This window comes from Bradyrhizobium sp. LHD-71, from assembly GCF_031157255.1.
Lineage (GTDB): Bacteria > Pseudomonadota > Alphaproteobacteria > Rhizobiales > Xanthobacteraceae > P52-10.
In genome coordinates this window covers 38,142-64,409 of the sequence record NZ_JAVIFX010000018.1, presented here as the reverse complement: position 1 = coordinate 64,409, position 26,268 = coordinate 38,142, and the positions used below count along the sequence as shown (strand labels likewise).

Here is a 26,268-nt window from a genome sequence, read left to right as displayed (position 1 = left end):
TCACTCAGCCTTGCGCGGCATCGGCGAGCGTGTGCCGCAGGGTTCGCTTCGCCAATGCGATCTTGAAGGCGTTATGATCATGACCGAGTGCACCCTGCAGCGCGGCCTCCGCCGCCGCTGTGAAGGTGCGGTCGGTCGCGGCCTCACCCGTCAGGACGCCTTCGGCTTCGGGTGATCGCCAGGGCTTGGGGGCCACGCCACCCATGGCAACACGAACGCTACGCACGCGACCACCCGCCGCGTCCACGATCCCGGCGACCGACACGAGCGCAAACGCGTACGAGGCACGATCGCGCACCTTCCGATAGATCTGCCGGCCCGATGGCGGTGGTGGCAGGATAACGGCGGTGATCATCTCGCCACGTTGCAGACTGGTCTCCACCTGCGGCGTCGTGCCTGGCAGGCGGTGCAGTTCGCCAATCGGGATTGCTCGGCTGCGTCCGTCCGGCGCAAGAGTTTCAACGCGCGCATCGAGCGCCGTCATCGCGACCGCCATATCGGACGGGTGCACGGCGATGCACGCCTCGCTGCCGCCGAGCACGGCATGCATGCGATTGAATCCCTGCAGCGCCGAGCAGCCGGAGCCCGGCTCGCGCTTGTTGCAAGGCATGTTGCGGTCATAGAAATAATAGCAGCGAGTCCGCTGCAGGAGATTGCCGCCGGTCGTTGCCTTGTTGCGCAGTTGGCCCGACGCGCCCGCGAGCAGGGCCTGCGAGAGCAGGGGATATCGGCTGCGCACGCGCCGATCCACGGCAAGATCGCTGTTGCGCACCTGCGCTCCTACCCGCAGGCCGCCGTCGGGCGTCTCATCGATCTGATCGAGGGGCAGGCGGCTGATATCCACCAGATGCTTAGGCTGCTCGATCTCGAGCTTCATGAGATCGAGCAGGTTGGTGCCTCCGCTGATGAACCGTGCATCGGGCCGCGCCGCCACGCTCGTCACCGCCTGGCGGATGTCCTGGGCTCGCTCGTAGGTGAAACTTTTCATAGACCTGTTCCTCCGGCCGCGTCCCGTATCGCTGCAACGATCTGCGGATAGGCGGAGCAGCGACAGATATTGCCGCTCATGCGCTCGCGAATTTCCTCGTCGCTCAAGGCAACCCGTTCGGTTGCGACGTCGGCGGTGGCATGGCTCGGCCAGCCCGCGGCGACCTCACGCAACATGCCGACTGCAGAACAGATCTGGCCGGGCGTGCAGTAGCCGCACTGGAAGGCATCGCGCGTGACGAAGGCAGCCTGTATGGGATGCAGACTACCTTCGGCCCCGAGGCCCTCGACGGTGCCAATCTCGTCGCCGTCATGCATGACGGCGAGAGTCAGGCAGGCGTTGATGCGCCGCCCGTTTACGAGCACCGTGCAGGCGCCGCATTGGCCGTGATCACACCCCTTCTTCGAACCTGTCAGGCGCAAATGTTCCCGCAACGCGTCGAGCAGGGTCGTCCGCGCGTCGAGTTGCAGCGGATAGTCGCGCCCGTTGACGGAGAGCCTGACGGCCGTCGTCGGCGCTGGAACGGCAGCGGCCCGGAGCACGGAGGTTTGCTGAGCCTGAACGGGAATACCCGCAGCGAACAACAGGGTCGTTGCGCCGCCAGCTTCGAGCACGGCCCGCCTGCTCGGTGCGAGCGAGGATCGATCGTCGTCTGTCGCCATGCGCCATCTCCCGCCGTCGCGCAGCAGCTCTCGGATCCGCCTTGCGACAGGCCGAAAGACTGCGACGCTTGCACCCGGACTTGCTTTTGCTCGCGCCTGTTGCGCTAGCCGTCAGGCGTTCATGATGGGGGCGGGGGCGGGAACTGTCTTTCAAGATCCCGGCCGGACTTCCGGGATTCCGGACAAAACTGCGTCCGGTAATTGCGCGGCGTTGTGCCGCTGAGGCGCCGGAACGTCGTCGTAAAGTGGCTCTGGCTGGAGAACCCAAGCGACAGCGCAATCGCGCCGATCTCGTGATCGGTATCGGCAAGTAGCTGCTCCGCCCGGCGGATACGCCGTTCGATGACATAAGCGTAGGGGGCGCGACCGGTGGTCACCTTGAACTGGCGCGCAAAGGTGTCGCCGGGCAACCTCGCCACCGCGGCCAGATCCGAGAGGGCGATATCGGTGTCCAGATTCGCGTCGATGTAATCCTGCACGCGATTGAGCGCCCGCCGGCTCAACCGGCCGCCGCGCGCGGGCTGCGGGCTCGCGCCGCGCAACATCGCAAGACGAAGCAGGATCAACGCTGCAACGTGCTCCATATAGGCGGCACCGGGGATCCGCTCTTGCGCGATGTCAGTGCGAATGGATGTGAGAAGCGAGCTGATGACGGCATCGTTTCCGTTCACGAACATGCGAGCGTCTGTGCGAAGGTCGGCGACGTTCTCGCCGGCGCACAAGGCCTCCTGAAGCGCGGGATCGATCCACAACGCCGAATAGACGAGATCGGCGCCGCGATAGCTGCATCGTCGTTCGACCGACGCCGGCACAAAGGTGAGGGCGCCTGGCTGATCGCGCCCGTCATAGCGAACACGCCCATCGACACGGACCAGAGTCTGCGCGGATTCGCCGCGTTCAGTCAGGACGACGAGGTGGTGGCCGGAGGTCCAACACACGTCCGCATCCGCGCAGGCCCATCGCCGATGGTCGAACACGATACGCGAACCGTTCCACGCAACCGTGTGAACCGGTTCAGCTTTCACGTCGCGCGCATGAATTCGGCCTTCGCCAACCAACGGCTCAAGCGACATGCCTTCGATCTCCCTGCGCTCGCCACCGTCGTGCCACGGCGACGACCTGCTGTGACGCTTTGCTGTCCGGACGACGTAGGCGAAGACTGATCCGTCGGAAAGTGTGCCCGAAATCAACGAAGTGTGAGGCAGCGGTTCCAGCCTGACCATCTGGCCAGTAGCCGAACACGTGGCAGCGGCTGCAAACTATCGACCGTCGAAAGGAGCCGACCATGTCTCAGCCGTATCCGACCTTCGACCTCAAGGCATTTTCCGACGCGATCGTACAACTGGCCGCCGGTGCCGCGCCCGGGGTTGTGTCGGTCCATTCGCACCAGTCGCACGCCAGCGGCTTCGTGTGGCGTTCTGGTCTGATCGTCACGGCCGATGAGACATTGGCGGACGAGGGGGAGGTCATCGTTACTTTCGCGGGCGGCAAGACTGCACCCGCAGCCATCGCCGGGCGTGACCACACAACGGACGTTGCCCTCCTTCGCATCGATGATGGTGCCGACCATGGTGCAGTATCATTCTCGACCGCGGAGACCGCAGCAGGGTCGCTCGTCGTCACCGTCGGCTCGGACAACGGAGATCCGGTGGTGGGATCAGGCCTCGTAACGGTTTCCGCAGGGCCCTGGCGCAGCATGCGCGGCGGGGACGTCGACCGACGGATCGAACTGGATATGCGGCTTCGGCGCGTTGCTGAAGGGGGCGTGGCGATTGATGCATCGGGACTTGCGATCGGCATGGCGGTGCGCGGCCCGCAGCGAACCTTGGTAATCCCGTCCGCCACAATCGACAGGGTCGCGGCCAAGCTCGCGTCCGATGGTCGGATCGCACGCGGCTATCTCGGGCTCGCACTTCAGCCGGTCCGCGTCGGCGGCGGCGCGGGCGCGATCGTCATGGGAGTTGAGAAGAACGGACCCGGAGCTGCCGCGGACATGCGGCAGGGTGACGTCATCGTCGCATGGAACGGCAAGCCGCTTGCCGACGTCCGGAGCATCAGCCGCGCGTTGGGGCCTGACAGCGTCGGCACCGTCGTCGAGCTGTCGATCCTGCGCGCCGGCAATCCGTCCGCCGCGCGCATCACAATCGGGGAGCGGCCCGCAGCTTGAGCGACCTTACGACCAGCCAACCGATCGTCGTGGCGATTGACATCCGCGAGCCCGAGCTCGCCGGGCGCTTGAGGGCGCTGCTCGCCGATGTTCCCGGCGTTACTGTCGCTGCGGCCAATGACCCGTCCGACGTGAAACTGGTCAGGTCGACGAACAACGTGGAACGCGAAGCTTCACTCACGCCACGTGAGCACGACGTCCTCCGCTTGCTGGTCGAAGGCGCCTCGAACAAGGAGATCGCGCGCAGGCTCGGCATCTCCGCAAGCACCGTCAAGTTTCACGTCAGAGCTGTTGCGGACAAGCTCGGCGCGGAGGGGCGTACCGATGCGGTCGCCAACGCCATGCGGCGCGGCATCGTCCATCTTTGATGCTGGAAATAGGAGGCCCGGGCAGGCGGTGGCTGCCGAATGCGGCGGAGCGATAGGGTCGCACGGCAAGCGTCAGCCTTGCTCTAGGAGATCGCGCGCCAATTCCTCCCATTCCTCATCGAGCGTCAGGATCGACGGAGCTGCGCCGCAACGGCGATACCAATATTCCGCGTTTGAATAATCGCCTTCCTTGCGATGAAGATAGGCGTGCACACGCATGCCCGTCGTATCATCGCGCGCTTGCGCGTGCTCATGCGCCTTGTCCCAGTCGCCCTTCGCATCCCACCACAGGGCCAGCAAAGCGGGCGTCAAGCCGGCTGGCGGCTGTGATTTCGCAATGGAATCTCTGAAGGCTTGCAGGTTCATTTTCCCACCCTCGTCCCGCGCGCACGATCGCTCGTGCAGCCCGGCACTTATGAGCGTCGGGCACGCAAGTGCAAGAACAGGGGCAGGCGCTGCCAACGTCGGCTGCTTTCCGAGGCGATCGCGCAATCTGGAACCCTTGGCTCGCGCAGCGCCTCGACAAGCAGACCGGCCTCTTCGAGCGCGAGGAAATACGTCTCGATCGGCCGATGCTGCCCGTGAAACGTCATTGAAAGTCCGTCTCGCTCCACGGCGTCGGAGTAGCTGCATGTCCCCAGATAGTCTCCCTCAATGACAAACGCGGCATCCGCGGCCGCCGTTTCGAACCGCCCGGCTGAATTGATCGGATGGACAATCGCCAGACAGAATTTGCCACCGGTTTCGAGAACGCGTGCCACCTCGCGAACGGCAGCGAAGACCGGGTCAATGTCGTGCAGGGACATGAAGGCGGTCGCCAGATCTACGCTGGCGTCGTCCAACGGAAGCGCGGCAGCGTCGGCGAGACGAATGTCCATCGACGGGTCCAGTTCCTGGGCGGCGGCAACGAGGGACGGAGAGGCATCAATCCCGACGACGTTATGGCCAAGCGCCTTCAGGTCCCGGGTGAAGCGGCCTTCACCGCAGCCGACATCAACGGTTCGACGACCTGGCGGAGGCAGCAACTGCAGGAACTGCGCGCGATGGAAGCGCCAGTAGCTGTCGTGCGAGGGCTTGCGCGCCCACTCAATCCAATCGTCGGCTTGGGCTTCCCAGCGTTCGCGGAGGTCCATCAGCGCCATCCCAATGAAGCAAGCGCGAGGGCCTCAGCGGGCGTACCTCGGCGCGTTGAGAGCATGTTGGCTGCTGCTTTTCGCACGAGGCCGCCAGGGCGAGAAGTGCTCGGAGGCAACGCGAAGAGGCGCCGCTGAACCATGGGGGCTTTCTCGCCACGCCAATAGCAAATTCGCATAAGACATATTATGGAATATCTATCTATAGGTGGAATGCCGTTAAAATGCAAAGCTTTACGCCGTGAAGCTGCGACGGTCCCGAAGCTGATGGCGATGGTACGAGCCCCGACGCATCGGTCACATGCCGTGCTGGCGAGCCGCGGCCTTCGCGCTTATAGCTTGAGGTCAAGCCACAACAAGATCGTGCTCGAGGACGCCATGGACCAAGCCGTCAGCCAATACGACATCGGGCTCGACAAGACGCCTGCCAATTTCGTGCCGCTGTCGCCGGTCAGCTTCTTGGAACGCTCCGCGCATGTCTATTCGAAGCTGCCCAGCGTCGTTTACGAGAACCGACGCTTCACCTGGGCAGAGACCCTCAGCCGCTGCCGGCGGTTCGCCTCCTGGCTCGTGCGCCAAGGTATCGGTCGCGGCGATACGGTCGCCGCCATCCTGCCGAACGTACCGGCGATGTACGAGACTCATTTCGCCGTGCCGATGGCCGGTGGCGTCCTGAACGCGCTGAACACACGGCTTGATGCCGGCGCAATCGCGTTCATGCTGGAGCATGGCGGCGCAAAGATCCTGCTGGTCGATCCGGAATTCTCGGCCGTCATCACCGACGCGCTCAGCCGCATGAAAGGCTCGAAGCCGCTCGTGATCGACGTCGACGATGCGGCGTTCTCCGGCGGCCGGCGCATCGGCCAGATCGAATACGAGGCGATGCTTGCGTCGGGCGATCCGGAGTTCGTCTGGGCGCTGCCGCCCGACGAATGGGACGCGATCGCACTGAGCTACACCTCAGGCACCACCGGCAACCCGAAAGGCGTCGTCACGCATCATCGCGGTGCCTATCTCAACGCTGTCAGTAACATCCTGTCAGGCGGCCTTGGTCAGCATCCGATCTACCTCTGGACGCTGCCGATGTTCCATTGCAACGGCTGGTGCTTTCCGTGGACGATCGCTGCCGCCGGCGGCGTCAACGTCTGCCTGCGCAAGGTCGATCCGGCGAAGATCTTCGAACTGATCGAGACGCACGGCGTCACCCACATGTGCGGCGCGCCGGTTGTCTATACGACGCTGATCAATGCGCCGCCACGTGGCGACACGACCAAGCAAAGCATGGTGTCCGGGCTGGTCGCCGGCGCTTCACCGCCGGTGGCGATGATCCAGGGCGCTGAGGGCATCGGCATCAAGCTGACGCACGTCTACGGTCTGACCGAGGTCTATGGCCCCGCCTCTGTCTGCGCCGAACAGCCCGGCTGGGACGACCTGCCCGCCGCCGAGCGCGCAAAACTCAAGCGTCGCCAGGGCGTTGCCTACCATCTGCAGGAGGACGTCACGGTGCTCGATCCGCAGACCATGAAAGAAGTGCCGCGCGACGGCGAGACCATCGGCGAGGTCATGTTCCGCGGCAACATCGTCATGAAGGGCTATCTGAAGAACGAGTCCGCGACGCGCGAAGCCTTCGCCGGCGGCTGGTTTCACACCGGTGATCTCGGCGTGCTCGACGCCGAAGGCTATGTGATGATCAAGGATCGCTCCAAGGACATCATCATTTCCGGTGGCGAGAACGTCTCGTCGGTCGAGGTCGAGGACGTGCTCTACAAGCACCCGGCGGTGCTGTTCGCTGCCGTCGTCGCCAAACCGGACGAAAAATGGGGCGAGGTGCCTTGCGCGTTCATCGAACTGAAGGATGGCGCCAAAGCCACCGACGCGGAGATCATCGCCTTCTGTCGCAACGAGCTTCCCGGTTTCAAATCGCCGAAGGCCGTCGTCTTCGGTCCCTTGCCGAAGACCTCCACTGGCAAGATCCAGAAGTTTGAGCTGCGCAACAAGGTAAAGTCGGCCAGCGCGATCGGCGGCGTGTGAGCTCACAGTGAGCGGTGAGTTGTGCTCGCCTGCTCGCTATTCACCCACTTCGATCCGCATGCCGTCGAACGCCGGCACGACACCGTTGGGCAGCTTCTTCCGCAGCACTTCGTAATCGAGGTCCGAGTGCATGTTGGTGATGACCGCCCGGCGCGGTTTCATCAGCTCGACCCACGACAACGCCTGTTCGACGTTGGTATGGCTTGGATGCGGCGCGTAGCGCAGTCCGTCGATGATCCAGACGTCGAGGTCCTTCAGCCGCCCCAGGCTTTCACGCGGAATGTCGTTCATGTCGGGCGAATAGGCCGCGCCGGCGAAACGATAGCCGAGCGCAGGGATGTTGCCGTGGTCGACCAGGAACGGCTCCAGGGTGAGGGCACCACCCTTCCCTTCGATCGTCCGCGTCTCGCCCGCCTCCACACTGCGATGTTCCAGGATTGGCGGATAGTCGCTGCCAGGCGGCTGCGTGAAGCAATAGCCGAACCGGGAGAGCACGTCGCGGGCGGCGGCCTGGCTCATGTACACGGGAATGCGTGCACGCATATGCATCACGACCGAGCGCAGGTCGTCCATGCCGTGAAGCTGGTCGGCGTGCTCGTGCGTCAGGAAGACCGCATCAAGGCTATCGACGCTGGCGTCGATCAGTTGCTCACGCAGGTCCGGCGACGTGTCGATCAGCACGCGCGTAATGCCTGAGGATGACTTGCGCTCGATCAGGATCGAACAACGGCGGCGCCGGTTCTTCGGATTCGAAGGGTCGCACGCACCCCAGCCGAGCGCCGGACGCGGCACCCCTGCCGAGGACCCGCAGCCGAGAATAGTCACGATCACGCTCATGCAGCGGCCGCACTCGACGCAGGGACTTTGCTGAACAGGCGAAAGAAGTTTTCGCTGGTCTGGCGCGAGATCTCGTCCAGCGAGACGCCGCGGGTCTCGGCCAGTACTCGCGCGGTCTCGACCACGAACGACGGTTCGTTGCGCTTGCCGCGATGCTTGCCCGGCGCCAGATACGGCGCGTCGGTCTCGACCATAATGCGATCGGCAGGCAGCTCGGCCGCGATATCGCGCAGAGCTTGCGAATTCTTGAAGGTCAGGATGCCCGTGAACGAAATCGACAGCCCGAGCTCGACCGCACGCATGGCGAGATCGCGCCCGCCAGTGTAACAATGCAGCACGGCCTTGAACGGCCCCCGGGCGACCTCCTCCTCCAGGATGCGCTTGCAGTCATCATCAGCGTCGCGGGTGTGGATCACCAGCGGCAGTCCGGTCGCGCGGGCTGCCGTGATGTGGCTGCGAAAGCCCCGTTCCTGCGCCTGCGGCGAACCGTGCTTGTAGAAGTAGTCCAGCCCAGCCTCGCCGAGCGCCACGACCTTCGGATGTTTCGTCAGGTCGATCAACTCCTGCGCGGAGATGCCGTCTTCCTCGTCGGCGTGGTGCGGGTGAGTGCCGACCGAACAATAGACGTTGGGAAAACGCGCCGCGATGCCGAGCAAGCCGTCAAGCTTCCGCACGCGAGTCGAGATGGTGACGATGCGGCCGATACCGGCGGCCTCGGCGCGCGCCACGATCGCGTCGAGGTCGTCGGCAAACTCCGGAAAGTCGAGGTGACAGTGGCTGTCGACCAGCATCACGCCTCCTCCGTGCGCTCGACATAGCGCGGGAACACCGGTGCCGGTGCCGGCAGCTGGCGGCCCGGCTTCAGCCGGTCCTTAAGCGACGCGAAGTCGCGCGCGTCTGCCGGCAGCGCCAGCAGGTCGAGCAGCTTTGCAGCAGACTCTGGCATGAACGGCTGCGCAAGAATGCCGACCTGGCGGATAACCTCCGCCGTCACGTAGAGTACCGTCTTCTGACGTGGCGGGTCGGTCTTGGCGAGCGCCCACGGCGCCTCGCCCGCGAAATAGCGGTTCGCCTCGGCAACGACCGACCAAATCACGTTCAGCGCCTGATGCAGTTGCTGCGTCTTCATTGCATCCTGCGCCTGCGCCAGCATGCCATCGGCCTGAGCCAGAATCGCCTTGTCGCTCGCGCTGAAGGCGGCCGGTTCGGGCAGCACCCCACCGAACTGCTTGCCGATCATCGACAGCGAGCGCTGCGCGAGGTTACCGAGATCGTTGGCGAGGTCGGCATTGGTGCGCGCGACGATAGCCTCATGGTTGTAGCTGCCGTCCTGTCCGAACGACACTTCGCGCATGAAGAAGTAGCGCATCTGGTCGACGCCATACTGTTCGGCCATCGCGAACGGATCGACGACGTTGCCGACAGACTTCGACATCTTCTCTCCCCGGTTGAGGAGGAAGCCGTGGCTGAAAACGCGATGTGGCACCTCGATGCCGGCTGACATGAGGAAGGCCGGCCAGTAGACCGCATGGAAACGGACGATGTCCTTGCCGGTGACGTGCAGGTTTGCCGGCCAATAGCGTCGGAACGTTTCGCTCTGCGTGTCCGGATAGCCCGCAGCGGTGATGTAGTTCGTCAGTGCATCCATCCAGACGTACATGACGTGCGCCGGCGCACCGGGAACAGGAACGCCCCAGTTGAAGGTCGTCCGTGAGATCGACAGATCCTGCAGCCCACCTTTGACGAAACTCACCACTTCGTTCAGCCGCTCACGCGGCAGCACGAAATCCGGCACCCGCGCATAAAGATCGAGCAGCTTGTCCTGATAGGCAGACAGCCGGAAGAAATAGGTTTCCTCCTCCGTCCACTCAACGGGCGAGCCCAACGGCTCACGCCGCACGCCGTCCTCGCCGAGCGTCGTTTCGCTTTCGTCGAAATAAGCTTCCTGGCGGACGGAGTACCAGCCCGCATACTTGTCCAGGTAGATGTCGCCGTTCTTCTCGATCGCGCTCCACAGGGCCTGGCACGCCAGCTTGTGGCGCGGTTCGGTGGTGCGGATATAGTCGTCGAACGAGATGTTCAGCGCTTGCATCATCTCCCGAAAGCGCCCGGAATTGCGGTCTGCCAGAGCGATCGGCGTCAAGCCTTCGGCGATCGCCGTCTGTTGCATCTTCAAGCCGTGCTCGTCCGTCCCGGTCAGGAAATGGACGTCGAAACCGTCAAGTCTCTGAAACCGCGCGATCGCATCCGTCACCATCGCCGTATAGGCATGGCCGATGTGCGGTACGCCGTTCGGATAAAAGATCGGTGTTGTCACGAAATAGCGCGGACGGGACGTGGTCTTTTCGGTTGTCATGGCTTTTGACTAAATTACCGGAATTGCAGGGTCTGAGGCGGACATAGGAACGCGCTGCGGTCAGCGCATGGCCTCAGCAAGCATTCCGAACACCGAAAAAACCAGCGGTTTGCGTTCCAAGTTGAATTCCTGGGTTTCACGCACTGCGCGGCTGATCTTCTCCCACACCTCGGACAGGCGCGCAAGACGGGGCAAATCCCGACCCGACCCGCCTGAGCGCAATTGCGCCATCATCCAGCGCTCCAGCGTATCGGTGAAGGCCAGCAGGACCGCACGGTCATTGCCCGCCAGGGAGTCGCCAAGTCCGTGCAGTCCCTTCGGATCGAGCTGCGGCAGCGCTTTCAACAAGGCCTCTGTCTTGTGCTGCAGACCCAGCGTCTCACCGCCGAGCAACATCAGCGCGCGCGCAACGCTCCCCTCCGCGCGGTCGGCTGCCTCGGCCAGCGCGCTGTCGTCAGGGCTCGTCCCGGTCGCATCCGCCACCGCACGGGCGACGTCGTTCACGTCGAGCGCGCGCAAATTCAGCTTTCGGCACCGCGACTGGATCGTCGGGATGACACGTGCGGGCGCATGGCTGACAAGCAGGAACAGCGAACGCGCCGGCGGTTCCTCGAGGACCTTCAACAGCGCATTGGCTGAGCTGGCGTTCAATTCGTCGACCGTATCGACGATGCAGACGCGCCATCCGTCATCGGACGACGTCGAGCCGAAAAAAGAGATGGTTTCCCGCGCATCATCGACGGAGATCTCGGTCCGCAGCACGCCGCGATCGTTCAACGTTCGCTCCAGCACCAGCAGGCCGCCATGTGTACCGGCCGCAACGTGCCGCGCCACCGGATGAGATGCATCAAGCCCCAGCGAAATGGCGTTCTGGACGGAGGGCGCCGAAGAAACAGGGTTTGCGAGCACGAAGCGGGCGAAACGGAAAACGAGCGTCGCCTTGCCGATGCCGTGTGGTCCGCCAATCAGCCAGGCATGCGGACATTGGCCGCCGCGATAGGCGTCCAGCAATACCGCCTCGGCCTCCTGGTGACCATACAGCGACACGGTTTCACGCGGCGTGCGTGCCGTGACCTGCGCCTCCTCGCCACGTTTGCTCATGCGCCGTTGGTCTCAAGCAGGTGCGCTTCGCGCAATTCCACAAATCGCTGCTGGACCACGTTCCAGACGTGTTTCGCCGTCACGTCGACTTCGGTCGTCGCGTCAATCAGGATGCAGCGCTCGGGTTCGTCGACCGCAACCTGTCGATAAGCGTCGCGCAGCCGTTGGTGAAAGCCGAAATCTTCCGCCTCGAAGCGATCCGGCGCCTCCTTGCCGCGCCGCTTGGCCGCGCGCGCGAGTCCGACCTCAGTGGGAACATCGAGAATGATGGTCAGATCGGGTTTCAGGTCGCCGATCGTCACACGCTCCATGGCGCGGATCAGGTTGATGTCGGTTGAGCCGAGCTTGCCCTGGTAGACGCGCGTTGAGTCCGTGAAGCGGTCGCACAGCACCCAGAGCCCCTGCTCCAGCGCCGGCGTGATGACGTTGTGCACATGATCGTCGCGCGCGGCGGCAAACAGCAGCGCTTCGCTGTCTGCGCCAAGGACCTGGCCGACACCGGAAAGGACCAGATGCCGGACGATCTCCGCACCAGGAGAACCGCCCGGCTCTCGCGTTACGACGGCGCTGACGCCCTTGCCTGAGAGGTGGTCGGCGAGCAGACGGATCTGGGTCGACTTGCCGGCCCCTTCACCGCCCTCAAATGTGATGAAGCGGCCGCGCTTTCCAGGAGAGGGTACGGTCATTGCGCTGTGGGCGCCTTCGGCTCTCGTGCAAGCGCCTTCTCCACGCCCGTGCGCAACAGGCCGAGCACCATCTCGCCGGCAGCATCGAAAGCCGTTTGTGTCATCGTGCCCTCGGCGATGGAGGTTTCCGCGTAAAGCGGCGTCTCGAGCACCATTATGTCGCCGCGCCAGACCTTCACAACGCCGATCCGCTGGCCCGCCTGCACTGGCGCACGCACCGGCCCGGTGTAGACGATCCTCGCAATGATCTTCTCGGAGCCGTTGCGGTTGACCATCAAGCGGACGGGGTTCGGGCTCGCAAGCCCCACCGACGAATGCGCACCGCCGAAAACCTTGGCTTCACTCACCGCCTGCCCGGCTCCGAACAGCGTCCGCATTTCAAAACTCCGGAAGCCCCACTCGAGGAGCTTCTTGGTTTCATTCAGCCGAGCGTCCTGATCATCAAGGCCATTGACGACGGCAATCAGCCGCAAATCCTTCCTCAGCACCGATGCGACCATGCCATAGCCGCCTTCCTTGGTATGACCGGTCTTGAGGCCGTCGGCGCCCTGCATGACGTTCAGCAGTGGATTGCGGTTCGTCTGCCTGATCTTGTTCCAGGTGAACTCGCGCTCGGAGAACATTGGATAGAACTCCGGGCGGTTCTTGATGAGGTGCAGCGCAAGCTTTGCAAGTTCGCGCACCGACATCTTGTTATCGGGATCCGAGACGCCGCTGGAATTCCCGAACGTCGACTGCGTCAGCCCCAGTTCGCGTGCGCGCTTCGTCATCATGTCGGTGAAGGCGCCCTCGCTGCCGGCGATGCCCTCGGCGAGAATGATGCAGGCATCGTTGCCGCTCTGGACCGCGAGCCCGCGCAGGAGGTCTTCGACCTTGATCTGGCTTTTCAGCGCGGCGAACATGGTCGAGCCGCCAGACGGGGCGCCGCCCTTTCTCCAGGCATACTCGCTGACAGCGTATTCGTCAGTGGGCTTGATCGTGCCCTTCTTCAGTTCGTTGAAGACGACCTCCGCCGTCATCAGTTTCAGCATGCTCGACGGCGCGGTCAGCTGGTCTGCGTTCTTTTCGAACAGCACGCTGCCGCTCTCGGCTTCGATCAGGATGGCGTACGGCGCCTGAATGTCGAAGCCGCCCTGCTCTTTCTTCTGCCCGCCCTGGATGCTGTTGTTCGCGGCCTGCGCACCAATGACGCAGGCAGCTACTACGCCAAGCGTCGCCAGCGTGGCGCAAAGGCCGCGGTAATGCGTCGAAGTGCCCTTGCTGTGGCGCGGCTGTGACGTGCGCATGAACCGATTTCCCGACTAGTGCTCCGTTTCCGAAGTTCGCACCACTTCGCGGCACACTCTACATGCGAACTTCGGAAACATAAGGAGCACTAGCAACTTTATGTTTCTAGTACGGTTTTTGAATTTGAAATTCCTGGGACGAGCTTGCCCTGGATGATGCAGGAATTTCAAATTCACCGCACTAGCCGAATTTACCAGTTCGTCCCGATGCGAACAACAAAGAGGACGGGCGCGGAACAGACCATCCACGCTGCTGTGCGGACGCTACCTGACGCCCGGCCTGGCGGTGCGCGTCGGGCGCCCGTCAGTAAAGCCCTCGACCGGACATCGGGTCGGCCGCAAAGCTGTTCCGAACCGGGGCATACGCCGAAACGGGCCGGGTTGCCGGCATGGGCTCGTCCCGTTCGGCCATGCGCGCGCCGGCCTGGTGCCGCCGCGAAGCCGACATTGCCGAGGTTGCGCCAAGGGACGCTACGTCGGCGCTGGTATGCCCCAGGGTATAGGGTCGCCCTTCGGGCAGCGGAACGTCGCCGCGGACGGTTCCCCGCGCGGGCGTAACCAGAGCGGGGACGAACGGCCGGGCGGAGGCGACCATCACCGCAGACGGTTTCGGTGCCGGCTCGCCTGTTCGCAACGTCGCCATCAGCTGGCGGTCGTCCGAACCGTCGAGCGCCGCGCGGCCGACGTATTCGACGCGAACGCGCGCGGTTCCGTGCCGCTCGAACTCGAGCAAATTGGCCGCGCGATACGAGACGTCGATGACACGGTTGGCGTGGAACGGCCCGCGATCGTTGACGCGCACGATCAGCGACTTGCCATTGCGGAGATTGGTAACGCGGGCATAGCTCGGCATCGGCAGGGTTGGGTGCGCAGCCGAAATCGACGTCATGTCGAAGACTTCGCCGTTGGCCGTCATCCGACCATGAAAGTCATCCCCGTACCAGGACGCGAGGCCCTCCGCACGATAGTTCTGATCCTCTTCTGGCACATACAGGCGACCGGCAACCGTATATGGACGGCCGACGCGGAACGTCCCCCCGCCCTTCGGCACCGCTTCGCCGGATTGCACCACGCGCGGGCTGGCCGCGACGCCATATTTCGGATCGAGCCTGTTGGTGAGTTTGCTGGCGGAGCCGCAATGGGCGAGCGTCAGACAGGTGCCTGCTACGGCAGCCAAACGCGCCGCATGGCGTACCCGTGTCCCCCGAATGATTCCCATCGTCCCCAAAGCACCACGTCCCCAAGCACATGTTTGGCGATTGCCCGACGGCATTCTTGCCAAAGCCGCGAGGCCACCCACATAGCCGCTAGAGCAATCTTCGCCCTTCGCAGCCGGAGCTGTCGAAGAACGACGTTGCTTCGTTCGCCTATGTCCTCACGATACATCTTTATCGCGAGCTGAAGGCGGCGGAAATGGGGCATAGCCGACGGTGGTGAACGAGAGGTTGCCAGAAGCAAGGGCTTGATCTCAATTCTCTTGGTATTCTCTTGGCGAAAGGTGCGACCATGAGCCTTGCCGAAACCCTCGAGACACCGCGCCATAGTCCGCCGTTGATCCCGCCGCGTCCGGCGTTCGCCCCTCCCCGCATGTCGACCTTTGCCCGCATCGCGGCGATGCGCCGGAACGCGATCGACACCTGGGGTGAGCGCGCCTACCAGGAGGATATCGTCAAGGGCTCGTTCCTGGGCAGAGCAAGCTTCACGATCAATGCGCCCGATGCGATCAAGCACGTGCTGATCGACAATTACGAAAACTACGGGCGCACTCACGTCGGCATTCGCGTGCTGCGACCGATTCTCGGCGAGGACGGGCTGCTGCTCGCCCACGGCAAGGCGTGGAAGCATCAGCGCCGGACGCTCGCGCCGGCGTTCTCGCCGCGCGCGGTGTCGATGCTGGTGCCGCACATGCTCGCTGCGACCGACACCATGGTGGCGGAGCTCAAGGACAAGTGCGGCGGCCCGGCCGACCTGCGCGAGGCCATGCAGCGGCTCGCGCTCGACATCGCCGGGCGCACGATGTTCTCTTTCTCCCTCGACCGGCACGGTGCGCGACTTCGCGACTTTGTTAACAATTACGGGGAAAACCTTGCCCAGCCACACTTTTTGGACGTGCTCTTCCCTCTCAATTGGCCCAGTCCGCGCGACTTCGCCCGCCGCGCATTTCGACGTGAATGGACGCAGTTCCTGAGCGTGCTGATCGCCGAACGTCGCGCGCTGGGTGCCAGTGAAAGCGCGCCGCGCGACCTGTTCGACCTGATGGTGGCGGCGCGCGATCCTGAGACCGGCGATGTCTTTTCCGATGCGCAGCTCGCAGATCAGGTGGCGACAATGATCCTCGCGGGCCATGAGACGACTGCAACGGCGCTGTTCTGGTCGCTGTTTCTGTTATCGCTGGACCAGGTCGCGCAAGACAACCTCGCCGCCGAGGCGCAGGCCGAGGGAGCGAACCTGCCCGGCGAGCTCGATATCAGCCGGCTCAAGTTCACCCGCGCCGTGCTCGATGAAGCGCTGCGGCTTTACCCGCCAGCGTTTCTTATCGCACGCGCCGCACTTGGTCCGGATACGATCGCCGGTGAAGCGGTCGACAAGCGCGACGTCATTTTCATTGCTCCCTGGCTGCTGCACCGGCACGAACGCCTGTGGACAAATCCGAATGCGTTCATGCCGGAGCGCTTCCTGCCGGGAGCCCCGCCACCGGATCGTTTCGCCTACCTGCCGTTCGGCGTTGGTCCGCGTGTCTGCATCGGCGCCCAGTTCGCGCTGACCGAGGCCACGCTCGCGCTGGCGAAGATCGTTGCCAGCTTTTCGATTGAGCTGACGAGCACACGGCCGGTGATGCCGGTCGGCATTGTCACGACCCAGCCGGATCATTCGCCGGAATTTCGGATCATGCGTCGCTGAAGCGCGGACGAGGCAGGCCACGCAGCACAGCAGCGTAAACAAGTCTGTAATGTCTTATCAGGAGCGGGCCACCAGGTCGCGGATGTAAGCCTCGAGCGTGGTCACGCCTCGCACCGGATCGTCAGGCATGTCGAAGCCGCCGTCAACGCTAGCAGCGATCATCCGCGCATACGATGCCGCTGCAGCTTCGGAGAAATCGAGACTCAGAAAAGTTTCCGTCCACTGATCGCGCGGCGTCACCTTGACTTCGATTGGCCTGCCGAGCGCTTTCGCGAACGCCTCCGCCACGTCTGCCGAGGAATACCGTCTCGGCCCCTCCACATAACGGATGCCGACATCGTCAACAGAGGACAACAACCTGTCGGCTGCCACCATGCCCAGGTCGCGCGGCGCGGCCATCGGGATGGCGAGGTCAGCTGCGTACATCGTGGGCAGCTTGCCCGTGCTGCGGACAGCGTCGAGCAGCCCGTCCCAGTTGCTCATGTAGTAGGCTGCACGGTTGATGGCGGCCGGAATTGATTGCCGGCGCAACCCCTCTTCGAGCTCCCACAGGACGTTAAGGTCGCCGATACGGTCGCCGGGCTGCGCGCCACCGGTTGATTCCGCGACGACCTTCTTCAATCCTGAACCCTCAAGCGCAGCAAGGATCTTGGCGACCGTTCGCCTCTCGATCGTGTCGGTATCCAGAGTCGTTTGTGCCGGCGGATTGAGCAAGAAGGCGCGACTTCCGCGCTGGAATGCTGCGCGCAGCGAGCCGACATCGTTGACATCAGCCTCAGCGATCTCGGCGCCTTTCGTGCGCCACGCGCCGGCGCGGTCGGCATCGCGGGTGACGATCGTCACCGCCTCACCGCGGCCGAGCAGTCTCTCGGCCGTTGCCGAGCCGACACGCCCTGTCCCACCCATGATGACGTACATCGGCGTCTCCTACCGTTCATCTCGGTGAGCTTGCTCAGTCGGCGTCCGGTCATGCCGTGAAGCGCAGCGACCACGCAGCCGGATCAAATTTTCGGATTGTCGTTGAATAGGCGACGGCGCGAGAGTCGCTTCAAACCGTTTGGAAATGCGACGGCGCCGGGCCACGCGAACCGACTACGGACGAGCCGCGGCCTCGCAACTGTGCCAGCAGGCCGACAGGGGCCGAGGCGCCTCGGCAGACGTCGTCGGCCCGCGACGATTCAACTTCATCCATTGCATTAACAAGTGACAACAACCACCTGTCATTGCATTGGTTCATATCGTCCGTCGAGCTTGGCATTACCCTCGTCCGCCAATTCTGAAACGCCAATGCAAACGCACGCCGGCGGGCGCCTGTTCCAGGTCTGTCTTGCCAATTTAGTGAAGGTTCAAAATCCGTTGCCGTCGCCGGTAAAAGGCCGACGTCAGCACCTGAGGCAGCGACAGCCCGATCACGCAATGATTGGGATATGTGGCGCCGCTCCGCGCGCGCACGTTCCATCGAGGCGAGGATCGTCGGTGACCTCGATCTGTCGGCGAAATGGCCTGAAGCCTGCGCGCTGGTAGAACGCCAGCGCCGATGGATGGTCGAATGTGCAGGTATGAAGCCAAAAGCGACGGATGGGTTTCGACCAGCTCAATTCGAACGCGCGGTTCATCAACCATCGGCCGGCGCCAGTACCGATCAACCGCGCCGTCACGCCGAAAAAAACGAGTTCACATTCCTGCGCGCGACGAAAGTCGAGCTCAAGCAGCCCTTCGTCACGGCCTTCGTGCTCGAGCGCATAAATTGCGACCCCTTGCGCCTGAATGATCGCGGCGAGTTCGGTATCTGACAACGCCAGTCGCGATACCCAGAGCCATTCCTCGCCGACGCGGCGATACAGATCGCGAAACCAGCCGAGGTCGGGATCCGCAACGTGGCGCAGCGTCCACCGTTCGCCACGCTCCGCGAGCGGCGGCGGGCGTTGCGTCATCTCGAGATGGGTGACGACCGCAGCAACCTTGCCGGGCGGCACATCAGCGTAGCCATCGGAAAGCATGCCGGCATCCTGTCATCCAGCCGACCGCCCGCCAAGCCCCGTCGGTCCCACGACCCGCCGCGAGACGCGCTTGCGGACCTTAGTTCACCCCCTTCACGGACCGGCCTTCAGCCGTGATACGCATACAGCTCGATCGGGTCGTTGAAGCCGCGCACCGGATACTCGCCGACCCGTTCGAGCTCGAAATCGTCCTCGACGATCTCGGCGAACGCGCGGGACATCAGCACCGTTCGTCCCAGTTGCTTGGTCAGGGCCTCGAGACGTGAAGCCAGGTTGACCGCAGGACCGATGACGGTGAAGTCGAGCCGCGTGCGCGAGCCGATATTGCCGTACATGACGTCTCCGACATGGACGCCGATGCCGTAGTTCAGCGGCACCCGGCCGGTTTCGCCGTTCCTTTCGTTCAGGGCTATCATGGCCTTGCGGGCCTCACTCACGGCACGCAGCAGATTCGCGCAGGCCGAGGGCTCGCTGAGCGGGAAGATGGCGAGCAGACCGTCGCCGATGAATTTCAGTATCTCACCGCCGTGCCGCACGATCGGCTCCGACATCGCGTCGAAATAGCCGTTCAGAAGGTCAATGACGTCATCTCGCGGCCAGTTATCGGAGATCCTGGTGAAGTCACGCAGGTCACAGATCATGATTGCGGCCCGCACCGTCGTTCCGCTGCCGCGCCTGGTCGCGCCGGCCAGAATGAGATCGCCCGCGTGCGAACCGACATAGGTTTCGAGCAGCGTTCGCGCGAGCCTGTTCTTGACACGGATCTCGCTGACCAGCGCGAGAACCGGCAAAAGCCTCAAGAAGGATGCGATGTGCGCCTGGTCGAAGCCACCGACGCGGTCGGTTGCAAAAGTTACGACATGACGCCTGCCGAGCGTATGGTCCAGCGGCCACGCCGCATAGTCGGTCAAGCCTTTCGCCCTCAGCTCGTCATAGAGGGCGTGCTTGCGGCCGAGCGACGGATCACGCTCGAGATTCTCGCGCACCTCGGCGGCGCCGTCGTAGATCTCGTTGGCGGGACTGCCGATGTATTCGGAGCGCTCCCGGGCGCCGTAGTCGACCAAATCGATCTCGGCCTCGCGCATGCCGTCCGCCCACATGATCCGGGCGCCGAGCCATTGCGGGTGGTGGATCAGGAAATGGAGCGTTGCCCGCTTGACGGGAATGCCGGCCTGCTGGAGCCGGATACACAGCTCGGCGAAGATATTGTCGATGAAGCGCTCGTCGCGGGTGTCGTTTGTCAGCCAACGCACAACATCGCTGTCAGGGTGCGCAGCGACAGGATCGATATTCGGCGGCGCGTTCATGGCTTGCTCCTGAGCAGCGATCTGGGTCGACCGAACCGGATATGTCGTGTCTCCGCTCGACGGCGTCAACGGCGCCTCGGAAAGAGAGGTTCGACCATCTGATGTTATGCAGCAGAGCTCAGGTATTCGGCCGGCGGGGCCTTATGAGCGTGTAGATGACAACTCGCAATGACGGATCATCGTTCGACTGGAAGCTCGCATGCTCGAACGACAGCACGCCCTTCTTCGGATGATGCAAGCGCTTGATTCCGGCTGCTGTGCGCCGGATGTCATGGGTCTTCCACCATACGGAAAACTCAGGGCAGCCTTTTCGGACCCTCTGGAGCAGATCACGAAACGCAGGATCATCTGCCCACAGATCATGCGTTGCTCGAAACTCGGCAACAAGCCGCTTGGCTTGATCGGCCCAGGCAGCACCGAACAATTTCCGCGCTGATGGCCGCGTCAGCATCGAGATGAGAGTGTTGCGCTCGTCACCGGCCAGCTGATCGAACGCGAAAAGGTCATTTGCCGCCTTGTTCCAGCCGAGGAGATCCCATCTCTGGCCCGTCACATAGGCCGGTTGCTTCATTGCGTCGATCATCCGTTGCAATGAATGCGGAATGGACTCCGGCTGAAAGCCCCGTCGTTCGCCGGAGCGCGTCAGGTTTTTGATGTGCAGGTGTTCGACCTTGCTGAGCTTGAGCGCACGGGCCAGCGCGTTGATCGTCGAGATGGACGGATTGACTGAGCGGCCCTGCTCCAGACGAACATACCAATCCACGCTGATGCCCGCGAGCTCGGCAACTTCCTCCCGCCTCAGTCCTGCGGTTCGACGTCTGCGGCCGTCGGTCAATCCGACGTCCTGAGGCTGCAACTTCTCCCTGCGCGACCTCAAGAAATCTCCAAGCTGACTGCGACTGTTCTCGATCACCGACATGGCCGCCTCTTCCATAGGAGCTGGCAATCCTAGGATAATACCATGCCTTCCAGGTGCGCCATAAGCCGCCATATTTGCACTCAACATTCCAGAGCGCGGCCATGAGCACCCATACGAATACCGATGCGGCAGGATCACGAAACGCGGGAAATCCGATTGTCGAACAGCGCATCGCACTTGCGATGACGATCAACGGAGAACGATATGACCTGAAGGTCATGCCGACCGCGACCCTTCTGGACGTGATCCGGGACGAGCTAGGCCTGACCGGCGCCAAGAAGGGGTGCGATATGGGCGGCTGCGGCGCGTGCACCGTCCTTGTCGCAGGCCGCCGCATTGCATCCTGCCTGGCGCTGGCTGCGTCCTTCAGCGAAGCAGACGTGACGACAATCGAAGGCGTCGGATCGGCCGATCGCCTGCACCCAATGCAAGCCGCCTTCATGCGGCACGACGCACTTCAGTGCGGTTACTGCACGCCGGGTCAAATCCTGTCCGCCATCGCGTTGCTGTCGGAAAACCCCCGCTCCATCGAGGAAATTCGTGAAGGCATGAGCGGCAACCTGTGCCGCTGCGGAGCGTATACCAACATCATTGCAGCGATCGCCGAGGTCGCCGGACGATGAGCGGCTCCTCGTTCGAATACAGTCGCGCCACAGACCTCGATGATGCGCTCGCGAAAGGCGGAAGGTGCAATGCGACCTTTCTGGCGGGCGGCACCGACCTGCTGCAACTCTGGAAATCCGGGCTTGCAGCGCCTCAGAACGTGGTCGACATCTCACACCTGCCCCTCGCCGATATCTCCCGTGACGGCGATACGCTCGTTCTGGGCGCCCTTGCGCGATTGAGCGACGTTTCGGCTCATCCAGATGTGAAGACGCACCACCCAATGATCTGCGAAGCCATCCTTGCCAGCGCGAGCGCGCAGGTGAGGAATATGGCGAGCGTCGGCGGCAATCTGCTGCAGCGGACGCGATGTCCGTATTTCCGGGACCGCGCATTGGCCTGCAATAAACGTGATCCCGGTGCCGGTTGTGGCGCCCGACATGGCGAGAACCGCCACGCGGCGCTCTTTGGCTCTGCTGCAGGCTGCGTTGCAACTCACGCCTCGGATCTTGCTGTCGCGCTTGCCGCGTTCGATACAGAGATCACGGTCAGAAGCACGATCGGCGAGCGGCGCCTGACCTTGCAGGAGCTCTATCCGCTTCCGAGTGCGACCGCCGCGTCCGACTCCTCGCTCGCCGCCGGCGACATGATCACCGCCATACGTATCCACCGCGCATCCCGCTTCGCGCCGCGATCGATTTATCTGAAGATCCGGGATCGTGCCTCCTTCGAATTCGCGGTTGTCTCCGTCGCCGCCGCGCTCCGGGTCGAGGATGGCCTCATCGCGGAGGCGAGACTGGCGGCAGGTGGGATTGCACCCCTGCCCTGGCGGCTTCGCGGCAGTGAAGCGGCCCTCATCGGTCGCGCGCCGACGGAACCGGCGTTCCTCGCTGCCGGTGAACAGGCAATAGAAGGCGCCAGACCTTTAGAGAAGAACACCTTCAAAATTCCCTTGCTGCGCAACGCGGTTGTTCGCGCGCTGCAGTCGGTTAGAGGTGGATCGTGAACACCCGATCGGTCGCGCGCTACGAAGGGATTCTCAAGGTCACGGGCGATGCTCGTTACGAAGGCGAGATCGTGCCCGACGGCACGCTGCACGCAACTTTGATCGAATCGCCCGTCGCCTGCGGTGAACTGCTGTCCCTCGATACGTCACGGACTGCGGCCTTTCCCGGATTCGCCGTCATGGTTTCGCATGCCGACGCTGCCTCATTGAAGCCGTCGGCAGCAACTGCATTGATCCGGGAGAAGGCCATCCACTTTCACGGCCAGCCTGTGGCGCTCGTCGCAGCAGGGACATTGGCGGAGGCTCGTGAAGCGGCACGCGCGATCCAGGTCGCGACCACGACCCGGCCTGCCGTGACGGACATCGGGCAGGCCGCGGGCTCAGCCTATACACCCGCGATGGTCGGACGTTTTCCGGCCGTGACCCGACGCGGCGATTCCTCCAAGGCGCTGAGTGAAGCTGAACTTGTCATCCGAAATCGATACACGACAGGCGTCAACAACCATCATCCGATGGAGCCGCACGCCGTCGTGTGCTGGTGGGAGGGCAGCAGAGCCGTCGTGCACACGTCCACCCAGGCAATCTTCGGTACACGCGCAATCATTGCTCATGCGTTCGATATCCCCGCCACCGACGTTCGTGTGCTGGCGCGCTTTCTGGGTGGCGGCTTCGGGTGCAAGGGCCAACTCTGGTGGCCCTGGATGTTCTGGGCGATGCTCGCGTCGCGCAAGGCGAACCGTCCGGTGCGGCTCGAACTGTCTCGCGCCCAGATGTTCACCCTCGTTGGGCGGCGTCAACAGACAGAACAGGATCTTACTCTCGGCTTCGTTGCGGGCCGCTTGACCGCGATCGAGCACGACGTTGTCGCACAAACGTCGACGCACGCGGAGTTTTCGGACTCGACCGCCGTCTACACTCGCCTGCTCTACGCCTGCCCCAATGTGAGCACGCGTCATCAGCTCGTCCCCACGAATGAGCCTCACCCGATTCCGATGCGCGCTCCGGGAACGGCGCCGGGCACGTTTGCACTCGAGTCGGCGATGGACGAGGCGGCGGAGCTGATCGGAATCGATCCGCTGGAGTTGCGCATGCGAAATTTTGCCGACCAGGATCAGGAAACCGGGCGGCCCTGGAGCAGCAACAGCCTGCTCGAATGCTATCGCGCCGGCGCCGAGCGCTTTGGCTGGGCACATCGCCACGCTCGATCGGCGACGAAGGTCGGTCGCTGGAAGATCGGCTCCGGCATGGCAACGACGCTTTACCCGGCGATCCGCCAGGCGTGCCGCGCACGCGTGTCTCTGCGCGTTGATGGTTCGCTTCTTGTTCAATGCGGCACTCAGGACATGGGGTCGGGCACCTACACGGCGCTCGGCCAGATCGCAGCCGACGCGCTCGGCGTGCCGATGGAGAAGGTTACCGTGGAACTCGGCGACACTCTGTTGCCGGACGGTCCCTTCTCTGGTGGTTCGCAGGTCACGGCGAGCATACTTCCTGCCGTCGAAGTCGCGACCTCGAAATTACGTGCGACGTTGGCGAGCATCGCCGTTGCCGATGCCACGTCCCCGCTCGGCGGCAAGCCGCCGCAGGATCTCGAGTTGAGAGACGAAACGATCCGCAGTCGCACGAGCAACGCGGGTGAGCCACTCGTCGACGTGCTTGCACGGGCGGCGCCGGATGGTCTTGAGGCGGAAGGTGAAAGCCCCGCAACCAATCATCAGGAGCTTGCGGCCACCGGTATGGGATATGGCGCGATCTTCGTCGAGATCGGTGTCGACCCTGAACTCGGTGAGATCCGCGTGCGCCGCGTGTGCGGGGCGTTTGCCGCCGGGCGGATCGTCAACCCGTTGTTGGCGAGAGGCCAATATATTGGCGGCCTCGTGGGTGGCATCGGCATGGCGCTTCATGAGGAAACGGTGACCGATCGTCCGACGGGCTGCATCATAGGCAAGTCGTTGACGGATTATCTCGTTCCGGTTCACGCAGACATGCCGGAGTTCGACATCATCATGATCGAGGAGACCGATCCGCACCTACCCGGCGGCGTGAAGGGCATCGGCATGTTGGGCACCGCAGGTATCCAGGCGGCAATCGCCAATGCCGTCTATGACGCCATCGGCAAGCGCGTCCGCAAGCTGCCGATCCGGATTGAAGATTGTCTCTGATCTTCTGGCCTCACGTCGCCCCGCTGGACCGAAAGCCGGGATTTCCGGACTGGCAACCAGATCGCGGTCCTTCTCCACCGCGATCCGGCTCTATGGCTTCCGCGATGAAGGACACGCCTTCAGCGACCGGTCTTGTCCTTTCCTGCACGAACGTCGGCGATCATCATCTTGAACTGCTCTGCGGTCGGAACGCCCGGCACGCGGAACGTGCCGACGATAAATGAAGGCGTACCGTTGAAGCCAAACGCTTCGGCCTGCGCCGAATTGCGTTTCAGGATCGACTTGAGTTTTTCGTCATGTGTCTCGAGCGCGCCGTGCAGTTCCTCGAGCGAGACGCCGGCCTGCTTCAACGTCTCCATGAGGCGCGCTTCAGTGAGCTTGCCGCTGGTTCCCATCAGCGCGTAATACGCGTCGTGGAACTTGCCCTGGAATTTTGCCCCGAGAACGAGTCGTGCGGACTGCACCGAGAGTTCGCCGAAAATCGGCCAGTCCTTGAGAACCAACCGAATGCGGCCATCTTCCTTGACGACATCTGCCAGAATCGGCGCGATCCGCTTGCAGTGCGGACATTGATAGTCGAAATACTCGACGATGGTGACGTCGCCGGCCAGGTTGCCCGCCAGCGGAATGTCCGGATCGCGGAGCACGCTATCCCGGCTGATCGGATTGTCCGCCTGCTCTTGCGCCATGACAGCAGATCGGGCCAGGACCGCCGGCACGACCGAGGCGATACCCGCAAGCATTTCTCTTCTCTTCATTGCAACGTTCTTTTCATTGAAGAATTCCGCCAGTTTAGCCGGCGCCACCGAACCAGCGACAAAAGCCGGAAACGAGGCGACTGGAAGTCAATCTGTCGTGAGCGAGCGCCGTTGACTATTGCAGGATTGTCGCGACGATCTCGGCGCCAGGGCTTGGAGCCTCGCAAATCCGGAGCGGATGATCCTGCCCAAGATTAGTTGAACCGAAAAAGGCGCCGAACATGGGGCATAGTCCTAAACTGCTGGTGGAGAACGATGGACCGGTGACGGTCATCACCATCAATCGTCCGGAGGTTCGCAACGCTCTCGATAACGAGACGGCCGGGGCGTTAACCTGGGCGCTACGCGCCTTCGACCGGGCCGAAGATCAGGCCGTCGCCGTGCTGACCGGTGCCGGCGGCCACTTCTGCGCCGGCGCCGATCTGAAGGAACTCGCGGCCGGACACGAATACAAGCCATGGGCGGGTGATCCTGACGGACCGTGCCACGACATCCTGTCCAAGCCGGTCATCGCCGCCGTTGCGGGCTATGCGTGCGCCGGCGGCCTGGGCATCGCGCTGCGCTGCGACTTGCGGATCGCCGAAGAGAACGCAACCTTTGCCGTGCTTTCACGGCGCTGGGGCGTCCCCATGAGCGACGGAACGACGGTTCGGCTGCCGCGGCTCGTCGGAGCCGGACGCGCGCTCGACATGCTTTTGACCGCGCGAAAGGTCTCAGGCGCCGAGGCGGTGGCGATGGGACTGGCCGACCGTCTCGTTGCAACGGGACAGGCCCTCCCCGCCGCGGTCGAACTGGCGCGGCAGATCGCAGACTTTCCGCAGATCGCCATGCGATCGGATCGAATGTCGGCGATCCGGCAGTGGAATCTCTCCGAGAAGGAGGCGATTGCGCTGGAGGCGAGCCTGTCGCTCGAAGCCCGCCGCAAGGAAGCGCAAGCGGGCGCCGGCCGGTTTGCGGCGGGAGCCGGTCGCCACGGCTCGGTTGGAAAGGACTGAGC

General features: G+C 63.4%; 25 protein-coding genes. 8 read left to right on the top strand and 17 right to left on the bottom strand.

Annotated features, from left to right (window positions below; genetic code table 11):
* Positions 1 to 4 precede the first annotated feature (4 nt).
* The 3 genes from RCO31_RS20220 to RCO31_RS20210 form a co-directional block, all read right to left on the bottom strand.
* On the bottom strand, positions 5 to 988 hold the full coding sequence (locus tag RCO31_RS20220) for a xanthine dehydrogenase family protein subunit M (protein ID WP_308970269.1): 984 nt from the start codon (positions 986 to 988) through the stop codon (positions 5 to 7).
* Positions 985 to 1,650 (bottom strand): 2Fe-2S iron-sulfur cluster-binding protein, encoded by a 666-nt coding sequence (locus tag RCO31_RS20215; protein WP_308970268.1) that lies wholly within the window; start codon positions 1,648 to 1,650, stop codon positions 985 to 987. Before RCO31_RS20215 ends, RCO31_RS20220 begins: the two co-directional genes overlap by 4 nt.
* A 119-nt stretch (positions 1,651 to 1,769) precedes the next feature.
* The gene (locus RCO31_RS20210; protein WP_308970267.1) at positions 1,770 to 2,723 is read right to left on the bottom strand and encodes an AraC family transcriptional regulator; all 954 of its coding nucleotides are present in this window, start codon (positions 2,721 to 2,723) and stop codon (positions 1,770 to 1,772) included.
* A 212-nt stretch (positions 2,724 to 2,935) separates the two neighbouring features.
* Between RCO31_RS20210 and RCO31_RS20205 the strand changes: the two genes are divergently transcribed.
* Both RCO31_RS20205 and RCO31_RS20200 read left to right on the top strand, forming a co-directional pair.
* Positions 2,936 to 3,817: a S1C family serine protease gene (locus RCO31_RS20205; protein ID WP_308970266.1), complete on the top strand. Its 882-nt coding sequence runs from the start codon at positions 2,936 to 2,938 to the stop codon at positions 3,815 to 3,817.
* A complete protein-coding gene (locus tag RCO31_RS20200) occupies positions 3,814 to 4,185 on the top strand; it encodes a helix-turn-helix transcriptional regulator (protein ID WP_308970265.1) in 372 nt (123 codons plus the stop codon). The genes RCO31_RS20205 and RCO31_RS20200 overlap by 4 nt, the downstream gene beginning before the upstream one ends.
* A 72-nt stretch (positions 4,186 to 4,257) precedes the next feature.
* On the opposite strand, the gene RCO31_RS20195 is transcribed toward RCO31_RS20200, so the two are convergent.
* Positions 4,258 to 4,551 (bottom strand): hypothetical protein, encoded by a 294-nt coding sequence (locus RCO31_RS20195; protein WP_308970264.1) that lies wholly within the window; start codon positions 4,549 to 4,551, stop codon positions 4,258 to 4,260.
* Positions 4,552 to 4,598: 47 nt separating this feature from the next.
* Positions 4,599 to 5,318 carry a class I SAM-dependent methyltransferase gene (locus tag RCO31_RS20190; protein WP_308970263.1) on the bottom strand — a complete coding sequence of 240 codons (720 nt, stop codon included), beginning with the start codon at positions 5,316 to 5,318 and terminating at the stop codon, positions 4,599 to 4,601.
* Between the two features lie 378 nt (positions 5,319 to 5,696).
* Between RCO31_RS20190 and RCO31_RS20185 the strand changes: the two genes are divergently transcribed.
* Positions 5,697 to 7,349 carry an acyl-CoA synthetase gene (locus RCO31_RS20185; protein ID WP_308970262.1) on the top strand — a complete coding sequence of 551 codons (1,653 nt, stop codon included), beginning with the start codon at positions 5,697 to 5,699 and terminating at the stop codon, positions 7,347 to 7,349.
* A gap of 36 nt (positions 7,350 to 7,385) precedes the next feature.
* On the opposite strand, the gene RCO31_RS20180 is transcribed toward RCO31_RS20185, so the two are convergent.
* The 7 genes from RCO31_RS20180 to RCO31_RS20150 form a co-directional block, all read right to left on the bottom strand.
* On the bottom strand, positions 7,386 to 8,186 hold the full coding sequence (locus RCO31_RS20180; RefSeq protein WP_308970261.1) for an MBL fold metallo-hydrolase: 801 nt from the start codon (positions 8,184 to 8,186) through the stop codon (positions 7,386 to 7,388).
* Entirely contained in the window at positions 8,183 to 8,977 is a 795-nt protein-coding gene (locus tag RCO31_RS20175) for a TatD family hydrolase (RefSeq protein WP_308970260.1), read from the bottom strand. The genes RCO31_RS20180 and RCO31_RS20175 overlap by 4 nt, the downstream gene beginning before the upstream one ends.
* The gene (gene metG / locus RCO31_RS20170) at positions 8,977 to 10,542 is read right to left on the bottom strand and encodes a methionine--tRNA ligase (protein ID WP_308970259.1); all 1,566 of its coding nucleotides are present in this window, start codon (positions 10,540 to 10,542) and stop codon (positions 8,977 to 8,979) included. The genes RCO31_RS20175 and metG overlap by 1 nt, the downstream gene beginning before the upstream one ends.
* Positions 10,543 to 10,602: 60 nt before the next feature.
* Positions 10,603 to 11,643, bottom strand: coding sequence for a DNA polymerase III subunit delta' (locus RCO31_RS20165; protein ID WP_308970258.1), 1,041 nt, complete (start codon positions 11,641 to 11,643; stop codon positions 10,603 to 10,605).
* Positions 11,640 to 12,329 carry a dTMP kinase gene (gene tmk / locus RCO31_RS20160; protein ID WP_308970257.1) on the bottom strand — a complete coding sequence of 230 codons (690 nt, stop codon included), beginning with the start codon at positions 12,327 to 12,329 and terminating at the stop codon, positions 11,640 to 11,642. Before tmk ends, RCO31_RS20165 begins: the two co-directional genes overlap by 4 nt.
* Entirely contained in the window at positions 12,326 to 13,615 is a 1,290-nt protein-coding gene (locus tag RCO31_RS20155; RefSeq protein ID WP_308970256.1) for a D-alanyl-D-alanine carboxypeptidase family protein, read from the bottom strand. The genes tmk and RCO31_RS20155 overlap by 4 nt, the downstream gene beginning before the upstream one ends.
* Positions 13,616 to 13,919: 304 nt before the next feature.
* The gene (locus RCO31_RS20150; RefSeq protein WP_308970255.1) at positions 13,920 to 14,834 is read right to left on the bottom strand and encodes a septal ring lytic transglycosylase RlpA family protein; all 915 of its coding nucleotides are present in this window, start codon (positions 14,832 to 14,834) and stop codon (positions 13,920 to 13,922) included.
* Between the two features lie 287 nt (positions 14,835 to 15,121).
* On the opposite strand from RCO31_RS20150, the gene RCO31_RS20145 reads away from it, so the two are divergent.
* Entirely contained in the window at positions 15,122 to 16,516 is a 1,395-nt protein-coding gene (locus RCO31_RS20145) for a cytochrome P450 (protein ID WP_308970254.1), read from the top strand.
* A 57-nt stretch (positions 16,517 to 16,573) separates the two neighbouring features.
* On the opposite strand, the gene RCO31_RS20140 is transcribed toward RCO31_RS20145, so the two are convergent.
* From RCO31_RS20140 to RCO31_RS20125, 4 genes are all read right to left on the bottom strand, one after another.
* A complete protein-coding gene (locus RCO31_RS20140) occupies positions 16,574 to 17,434 on the bottom strand; it encodes an NmrA family NAD(P)-binding protein (protein ID WP_308970253.1) in 861 nt (286 codons plus the stop codon).
* Between the two features lie 491 nt (positions 17,435 to 17,925).
* Entirely contained in the window at positions 17,926 to 18,516 is a 591-nt protein-coding gene (locus RCO31_RS20135) for a GNAT family N-acetyltransferase (RefSeq protein ID WP_308970252.1), read from the bottom strand.
* 107 nt (positions 18,517 to 18,623) lie between these two features.
* A complete protein-coding gene (locus RCO31_RS20130) occupies positions 18,624 to 19,823 on the bottom strand; it encodes an adenylate/guanylate cyclase domain-containing protein (RefSeq protein ID WP_308970251.1) in 1,200 nt (399 codons plus the stop codon).
* A 118-nt stretch (positions 19,824 to 19,941) separates the two neighbouring features.
* Positions 19,942 to 20,736 (bottom strand): helix-turn-helix transcriptional regulator, encoded by a 795-nt coding sequence (locus RCO31_RS20125; RefSeq protein ID WP_374991514.1) that lies wholly within the window; start codon positions 20,734 to 20,736, stop codon positions 19,942 to 19,944.
* Between the two features lie 107 nt (positions 20,737 to 20,843).
* On the opposite strand from RCO31_RS20125, the gene RCO31_RS20120 reads away from it, so the two are divergent.
* The 3 genes from RCO31_RS20120 to RCO31_RS20110 are packed head-to-tail and all read left to right on the top strand — an operon-like array spanning position 20,844 to position 24,513.
* A complete protein-coding gene (locus RCO31_RS20120; protein WP_374991512.1) occupies positions 20,844 to 21,365 on the top strand; it encodes a (2Fe-2S)-binding protein in 522 nt (173 codons plus the stop codon).
* A complete protein-coding gene (locus tag RCO31_RS20115) occupies positions 21,362 to 22,351 on the top strand; it encodes a xanthine dehydrogenase family protein subunit M (protein ID WP_308970249.1) in 990 nt (329 codons plus the stop codon). Before RCO31_RS20120 ends, RCO31_RS20115 begins: the two co-directional genes overlap by 4 nt.
* On the top strand, positions 22,348 to 24,513 hold the full coding sequence (locus tag RCO31_RS20110; protein ID WP_308970248.1) for a xanthine dehydrogenase family protein molybdopterin-binding subunit: 2,166 nt from the start codon (positions 22,348 to 22,350) through the stop codon (positions 24,511 to 24,513). The genes RCO31_RS20115 and RCO31_RS20110 overlap by 4 nt, the downstream gene beginning before the upstream one ends.
* A 119-nt stretch (positions 24,514 to 24,632) precedes the next feature.
* On the opposite strand, the gene RCO31_RS20105 is transcribed toward RCO31_RS20110, so the two are convergent.
* Positions 24,633 to 25,271, bottom strand: a complete 639-nt coding sequence (locus tag RCO31_RS20105) for a DsbA family protein (protein WP_308970247.1) — start codon at positions 25,269 to 25,271, stop codon at positions 24,633 to 24,635.
* A gap of 221 nt (positions 25,272 to 25,492) precedes the next feature.
* On the opposite strand from RCO31_RS20105, the gene RCO31_RS20100 reads away from it, so the two are divergent.
* The gene (locus RCO31_RS20100) at positions 25,493 to 26,266 is read left to right on the top strand and encodes a crotonase/enoyl-CoA hydratase family protein (protein ID WP_308970246.1); all 774 of its coding nucleotides are present in this window, start codon (positions 25,493 to 25,495) and stop codon (positions 26,264 to 26,266) included.
* Positions 26,267 to 26,268: the final 2 nt, after the last annotated feature.